This is a genomic window from Streptococcus mitis, from assembly GCF_009496155.1.
Classification (GTDB): Bacteria; Bacillota; Bacilli; order Lactobacillales; family Streptococcaceae; genus Streptococcus; species Streptococcus mitis_BQ.
The window spans coordinates 1-7782 of the sequence record NZ_WIJP01000028.1; the positions used below are offsets into that span (position 1 = coordinate 1).

The 7782-nt window shown below is 30.0% G+C and carries 5 protein-coding genes and 1 pseudogene; 3 read left to right on the top strand and 3 right to left on the bottom strand.

Annotation, left to right across the window (positions count from 1 at the left end):
* Window positions 1-285: 285 nt before the first annotated feature.
* Window positions 286-1140: pseudogene (locus tag GEZ84_RS10350) on the top strand (IS630 family transposase).
* 323 nt (window positions 1141-1463) lie between these two features.
* Window positions 1464-3743: a tetratricopeptide repeat protein gene (locus tag GEZ84_RS10355; protein ID WP_033607231.1), complete on the top strand. Its 2280-nt coding sequence runs from the start codon at window positions 1464-1466 to the stop codon at window positions 3741-3743.
* Here the strand turns inward: GEZ84_RS10355 and GEZ84_RS10360 are convergent.
* Entirely contained in the window at window positions 3727-4968 is a 1242-nt protein-coding gene (locus GEZ84_RS10360) for an aminotransferase class I/II-fold pyridoxal phosphate-dependent enzyme (protein WP_033607230.1), read from the bottom strand. The two genes, GEZ84_RS10355 and GEZ84_RS10360, sit on opposite strands and share 17 nt — an antisense overlap.
* Before the next feature lie 90 nt (window positions 4969-5058).
* Between GEZ84_RS10360 and GEZ84_RS10365 the strand changes: the two genes are divergently transcribed.
* Window positions 5059-5955 (top strand): tyrosine-type recombinase/integrase, encoded by an 897-nt coding sequence (locus GEZ84_RS10365; RefSeq protein WP_033607229.1) that lies wholly within the window; start codon window positions 5059-5061, stop codon window positions 5953-5955.
* A 360-nt stretch (window positions 5956-6315) separates the two neighbouring features.
* On the opposite strand, the gene pezT is transcribed toward GEZ84_RS10365, so the two are convergent.
* On the bottom strand, window positions 6316-7074 hold the full coding sequence (pezT, locus tag GEZ84_RS10370) for a type II toxin-antitoxin system toxin PezT (protein ID WP_153224474.1): 759 nt from the start codon (window positions 7072-7074) through the stop codon (window positions 6316-6318).
* Entirely contained in the window at window positions 7074-7550 is a 477-nt protein-coding gene (gene pezA / locus GEZ84_RS10375; RefSeq protein ID WP_153224475.1) for a type II toxin-antitoxin system antitoxin PezA, read from the bottom strand. The genes pezT and pezA overlap by 1 nt, the downstream gene beginning before the upstream one ends.
* Between the last annotated feature and the right edge of the window lie 232 nt (window positions 7551-7782).

A 7782-nucleotide genomic window follows, 5' to 3' on the forward strand; every position in this document is an offset into this window, starting at 1 on the left:
TAAATAAAGCTAAAATCACAGAGTTCAGTTAGCTGACGTAAAAAGTGGGGTTTAGGAACAACGATATTATACAAACTAGAATAAGGACTGACATCCATAGTTAACTGATTATCAAGCATGATTTCACTTCATCTCTAGTATAACAAAAAAAGCCATCAAGTTGATGACTTTTTCAGTGGGCTCCCACATAGTGGGTGTTTTTTTCGTCTCGCACTAGCGGAGAGAGACAAACTGAGAGTCATATATAGCAAACTGAATCAAAAATAGTACACAATGTAGTATAATATTCTTACGGCATATTCAATAGATTTTCGTAAAAAAGTTCTCGCCTATTGTGAGCGAACAGGTAGTATAACAGAAGCATCACACGTTTTCCAAATCTCACGTAATACCATTTATGGCTGGTTAAAGCTAAGAGAGAAAACAGGAGAGCTAAACCATCAAGTAAAAGGAACAAAACCAAGAAAGGTTGATAGAGCTAGACTTAAAAACTATCTTACTGACAATCCAGACGCCTATTTGACTGAGATAGCCTCTGAATTCGGATATCACTCAACTACCATTCACTATGCTCTCAAAGCTATGGGGTACACTCGAAAAAAAGAACCACACCTACTATGAACAAGACCCAGAAAAAGTAGCCTTATTTCTGAAAAATTTTAATAGTTTAAAGCACTTAGCACCTGTTTATATTGATGAAACAGGATTCGATACTTATTTTTTATAGAGAATATGGTCGCTCTTTAAAAGGTCAGTTAATAAGAAGTAAAGTATCTGGAAGAAGATATCAGAGGATTTCTTTGGTTGCAGGGCTAACAAGTGGTGAGTTAATCGCTCCAATGACTTACGAAGAAACAATGACGAGCGACTTTTTTGAAGCATGGTTTCAGAAGTTTCTCTTACCAACATTAAATACACCATCAGTTATTATTATGGATAATGCAAGATTCCATAGAATGGGTAAGCTAGAACTCTTGTGTGAAGAGTTTGGGCATAAACTTTTACTTCTTCCTCCCTACTCACCTGAGTACCATCCTATTAAGAAAACATAGGCTCATATCAAAAAACACCTCGAAAAAAGTATTACCAAGTTGCAATACTTTTTTCGAGGCTCTTTTGTCTTTTTCTTGTTTCAATTGACTATAATAAAAAAGCTCGATTCAAAATCATTAGAGAATACAATTCTAAAATTGAAATTTTTCGTGCTAATTCTATGAAATCTTGATCTTCTAATAAATTTGTACTTATTTCCTTCAACCTATACAAATACCCCATTGTTTCAAGTTTGTAATTAAATCAAAAGTATTAGATATGATTTAAAAATCGTGTTTTAAGCTCTCGTTGATCAATATCATAGTTTGCTATTTAATTTTAACTAAAAAAATCATTATACAAATCAATCTACTAAAGATGAATTTATGGTATACTAATGATAATAAATTGTTATCGGTAGGAGATGTTTTATGTTTTACGGTCGCGATACTGAAATAGAAGAATTAAAACAGCATTTTAAATTTGCCAGTAATGATAAAAATAGTTTATATATTATTAATGGTTTAAGTGGTAGTGGTAAAACCGAGTTAATCAAAGAGGTTTGTCAACAAGTTTACAGTCATGATAAAGAAACCTTTATTCTCTACATTGATGTTATAAATGATGGGTTTGAAAGTAATAAATTTTTTGAAAATCTACTAAAAGGAGCGTATGTCCCAACGCAATTCAGAAGAAATCTATGCTTATCAATACCTCAAAAATATTCGTTTTCAAATTATTTAAGAAAACAAAAACTAACAAATCTAACTCTGAAACATAGTTTTAGGTTAATCAGATCGTTTATTGCGTTCGATACAACTTACAAAAAAGTAATTGATTATCCTTGGGAAGAAGTTATTGATGAAATAAAGGAGGGAATATTTGATAATGATTTATATTTAAGATATTTCAGTCATGTTTCAAAAAAAATCCGTCTTAATATTATTATTGATAATTATCAATTTTTATCTGAAGATATAAAAATAAAATTTGAAGATGACTTTAATACACTTCAAAGCGGAATCTCTTTAACTATTATAAACCGAACAAATGATAAGTTAAAATCGATTGATAAACTAGATACATTGGACAATTATACTCCTGCTGTATTAAATTTATCGTATCTTACTGAGGATGAGTGTAAATTACTAATAAGAAATAAGATTGCTTTACTTGATGATATCAAATTGAATCAAATCTGGCAGATAACACAAGGTAATTATAAAGATATTGAATTAATTATTAACAGACTTATTGATAATCCAAATTCAGAATTATTTAATATTTCTGATATATATGACAAACTTCCAGATATTCAAAAAAATATACTTATCATATCATCGATTTTTCCTGCTGGTATGAGAAAAGATATAGTTTTTAACTACATTAAATCTATATTAGACGAAAATACTGAAGTAGCTGATTCTCTAAAATCCCTTATTGATGCAGGTTTTGTATATATTAATGGAGATACAAATGATAAAATCAAAATTTCACACGAATCAATTGTAAATGGTATTTTAAATCACACAAATGCTTCTGATCTTCAATTAGTAACTAACAATCTAAAAATATATTTAGAGCAAACTATCCTATCTATAGGAGTTGGTGGCGAGTTGGCTTATTTAATTCACTGCTTAATAAATATATGTAATATTGAAGAGTTACGGCAAAATGTAGAATATATCAAACAGTTACTTGAAATCGAATACAGGAAAAATTCATATTTTTACATTGTATCTTTGAGTAAGAAGATACTTCATTTAATAGAATTATTACCCGAAAAATACTTACATTATATATTGAACTCATACCAGTGGATTTCTGATTTTAATGGAGGTTTGGCTATTTTAAACAGTCTTCAAAAAGATAATTATTCAAAAGATTTACAGCTATACTATCCTAGATTTCAAATTCAAAAATATGAATTTGAGGAGGCGCTAAAATCACTGGAAAAGTTAGAAAATTGCTCTGGAACATTACTCTACAAGCTAAATGCTTATGGTCATTTAGGTAAAGATCGAGCGGCAATTAAACTCCTTAATGAAAGCATGAACTCTGTAGAAAAAGACGACTTCTATTATATTATTTTACGAAATTCTGCTCATTATTTCCCAACTAAAGAAGCTACCGAAAATCTCAAACTAGCATTGGACTATTTTCAACGTAATGAATATCAAATACCTGTTGCAACAGTATATAATAATTTAGGTGTTGTTAATATATGGGACGGAGAATATGATATAGCTTTAGAGAATCTAAATAAGGCCACAAAAATACTAAAAAAATTTAATTCAAATGAAATTTTTGAGCCATATTGTAATAAATCAATTATTTTTTTGATGAATAAAAATTATCAACAATCTCTGAAATTTATAAATAAATCACTTCAAGAATGCCCTAAAGCTTTGACCTTAGATATTAGGATGCTCAAGTTAAACAAATTAATTATTGAATTGATTTCTGAAAGAATCTCTTTTACAGAATTTCAAAATTCACTAAGAAACTTTGAAGAAGAAATTCCACTCATAGACGATCCTTGGTATAAATTTCAAATAGTATACAATTTACAACAATTTGATGATATTCCTTTTGTTTGTGAAAAAACTTATATTGATGATTATCAAGACGGACTCACTAAATACTATCTGTTGATTCCTTACAAAGAATATAATTTCTGTATCGGTCTTTCTCCTAATTGGAGATATTAATTTGTTCATGGTACTTGCGAATGAGATCTAAATATATGGAATAATCATATTGTTTATATTTTAATAAATTAGCTACTAGTTTAGCTAATTTTTTAATATCATCATCTGTATAGGACAAATTTGTTATTCCGATTGTTCCTAATCTTATTCCTGAAGTCGTCATTGGTCCGTATGTATCATTTGGAATTTGATTTCGGTTAACTAATATTTTATGTTGAAAAAGTAAATTCTCTGCATCCTTACCACTCAAGTTTAGATTCAGTAGATTAACTAAAATTATATGAGTCTTTGAGCTTTTATAAACAACATCAACCCCCTCTTTACTTAATTGTTTTATAAACAATAAAGTATTTTTTATAACCTGTTGTGCATAATCTTGAATATCTATTGATAATAATTTGATTAAGCAGATACATTTCGCAAATAATGCATTTTGTGTAGGACCTCCCTGTGTTCTAGGAAAAATTGAATTAGTTATTTTTTCTTCAAATATAGAACGATACAGTAGTACCCCTCCTTGAGGCCCACGTAAACATTTATCCATGGTAAAAGTAACGAAATCCACATATGGGAAAATCGACTGATGTAACTTTGCCATAATATATAAAACACTATGGCAAATATCCGCTAAAATGAGGGTATTGGGGCTAACCTCTTTTATAATTTCATAAATTTGTTGATAATTAAATTCATTTCCATACGATGAAGCTCCAATAATAATCAATTTAGGTTTATATTTATCTAATAATTCCTTTAATTCGATATAATCAATATTTAAGTTATGATCTAAGTGATAATATTTTACAGTACCTTTGCCTGTATAAGTGTGTGAAATATGTCCTCCGTCTTTTGGAGATAACGATAAAATATAATCGTCACTTTCTAAAACACAATTATAGACTATTTGGTTAGCCTGAGTTCCTGAATGTGGTTGTACATTAACTCTATAATCGCCAGGATTTAAATCAAAAAGTTGAAGACATAATTTTTCTGAATATATTTCAATATTATCCAATGAAGTACAATGAGGAAAAAAGCGTTTTTCAACAGCTCCCTCTGTTGGCAGAGTAGCGAGAGGAAAACTTTGAATCTCTAATACTTCGGTGAATGGATAGCTAATACATGCAGCAAGATTTATTAGGCTATTCTGTTCTTGGTTATATGAATCAAGAATTTTATTTAACTTCTGATAGATTTCACCTTCAAATTTATTAATTTTATACACTGACATCTCCTACCGATAACAATTTATTATCACTATACAAAGCACTCAAATAGGTTTATAATAGCATGATTATTGATAAAGGAGATTTTTATGGATTATAAACTTATTTCTACTTACTTAGATTATTGCAAAACTCATAAGCGTTTGAGTTCACACACGATTCGCGCTTATAAGAATGATCTTATGCAATTCTATAAATCAGACTATGATAATGTCGAAGCCTATATAGAACAGTTGACACAATCTAACATAAAAACGAATACATTAAGAAGAAAAATCGCTTGTATGAAGGTGTTTTATAACTATCTAAAATACCAGAACATAATTGAAGAGAATCCCTTCAATCAATTGCGCTTTCAATTTAGAAATGAAAAAGTATTGCCTAAAACGATTCCGTATGACATTTTGAAAAGTATTTTTTCATATTTAGAGCAGAGAATAGTTCTATCTAAAACTGATTATCAAAAACAACACGCTGAAAGAAATCTACTGATTATTTCACTGTTACTTTCAACAGGCATCAGAATTTCTGAACTTTGCCACATTCATCTCAAAGATATTAATCTTTCCAATAAGACACTCCATATTATAGGAAAGGGTAAGAAAGAACGTATCCTATTTTTAGGAGATCAAAAAACATTCAATTTATTAGAAACATATATAAATAAAACAAGAAATGAATCCAATGATTTCTTGTTTCCAGGGAAACATTCACTTAAACCATTGTCAGAGCAAAGTGTACGTTTAATTTTAAAGAGAATAGTTGAACAAAACAGCTTATCTAGAACTATTACACCACATATGTTTAGACATAGCTTTGCAACAATGCTTCTAGATAATGATGTAGATATTCGATACATTCAACAAATTCTTGGACATAGTTCTATATCAATCACACAAATCTATACTCATGTATCTCATTCAAAACAAAAAGAAATACTTAGTTCTTTTAATCCCGTATCAGTAATTCATTCTGAAATCGAGTAAGAGACATTTCCAAAGTCTACAGTTCACTTCATCTTAAATTAATTTTTGTAGTTCAACCTTAATTAATAGATTTTATACTTAACAAAAGCATACAACACTTCACTTTGAACCAACATTTATACTATATTTCGTATTAGGCACTTCTGTAATTGTTTTTCTAAAATACAATCTTAAAATATCCTAAAATATAACAAAAAAAGTTTTGTCAAAAACAATTCCTGAAGAAACTGGAGTAATCTTCCCACAAGAAAACGCATAATATCAAGCTTTCAACACCTGATACTATGCGTTTTTCTGATTTTAAAGACTTTTTAAATCCTAAATAGACTATATTTTAAAACTCAAGATCTAACAACCATTTCAATTAGTTAAATCTTTCAATCTTTCTTCTCCAGATTTAAGCATATCCTTCTCTACTTGACTCCACTCCCCAAACAGTAACTCTTGAAGAACATCTGCCGCTGAAGTTGTATTTTCTTTTGCATCATATACACAACCTCTATCTCGTTGGTAAATTTGAATTCTTTCAAAGATAGCTAGTTCTTCCAATTGTCGTGTATTATCAACTAGATGATTTACAATGAAATCATGATGTTCTTTTGGAGTTGCGCGTGCTTGATTTGGGTTAATAGCGTACAGTTCTTCGTATCGGATAAGGGTGCTCAGATAGGACAGCTTAGGCTTTGTCGCAATCAAGGCTAATTGTATTTCATATCCCCTACTTTTCAAGAGTTGTGCTGTTTTCTTTGGAACATCAATAGTTCGTAAAGTTCCCTCTATCAAAAGATTGTATCCCAAATGACTCAATTCTGTTACTAAAGACTCTACCATTTTACCTGCAAAATCTTTGGTGTATTCAACACTATCTTTGCCATATTCTTGCTGAAGCTCTAAATAGTGTGGATGCTGAGATCGAAAACTATCTCCATCAATGATAACAATATTTCCTTGAAATTCTTTCTGTTTAATACGATGAATTGTAGTCTTACCAGCACCACTTTGCCCTCCAAGTAAAATCGCTATAGGTTGCTTACTGGACTTTTTTCCTCTTGTCAATGAGCGAACGTTCCGAGCTAAAGCATGTTTGAATTCGCTATCACTATAATCTTGGATTTTCATTAAGCTACCATCCGTTTTTCAGATATCTCTAACATACGTTCAATTCCATCCAAATAACCGCTATATCTCTCTATTTCATCAAAAGTTTCTGCTAAATAGATATTCGTATGAATCAAGTTAGATAGATCATCACTCATTAAAATCCAAGGATTAGATTCATCATCAATACCAATTCCCTGACTATCTTGATAACGATAAAGTCGAGATAATAGATTAGCACCTCTTTCTTTCACAATTTCAATTTTTAAAGTCAATTCATAATCTTCAACAGGATTGAGCATTTTATCCTCTCCTACAATATCGACATAAGATACATTAAACTTCTGGCATATGATATCTATTAGTTCCGTAGAGACTGAACTAGTTCCATTTTCATACCGACTCAAGCTATTTCGAGAAATTCCTATAATTCGGGCAAATTCGGGTTGGGTCAAGTCATGTGTTTTACGTAAGGATTTTATGTTTTTTCCAATCATGGGAAACTCCTTTCATTTGATAATACCATTATAACATTTAAAAAAATAAACGCACCATTTTTGGTGCATTATTTATTATTTTTCCTAAATCTCTCTAAATTCTTCTCCAATTGTTCCTTATGAAGTTGATTTTTAGCTTCCTTTAATGTGTCGTCCAAAGTTTCTTCTCTATAAGTTGCTTCTGTTTTTAGTTGTTCTGATTCTTGATCTGGAGTGAAAATGATATCTAGCA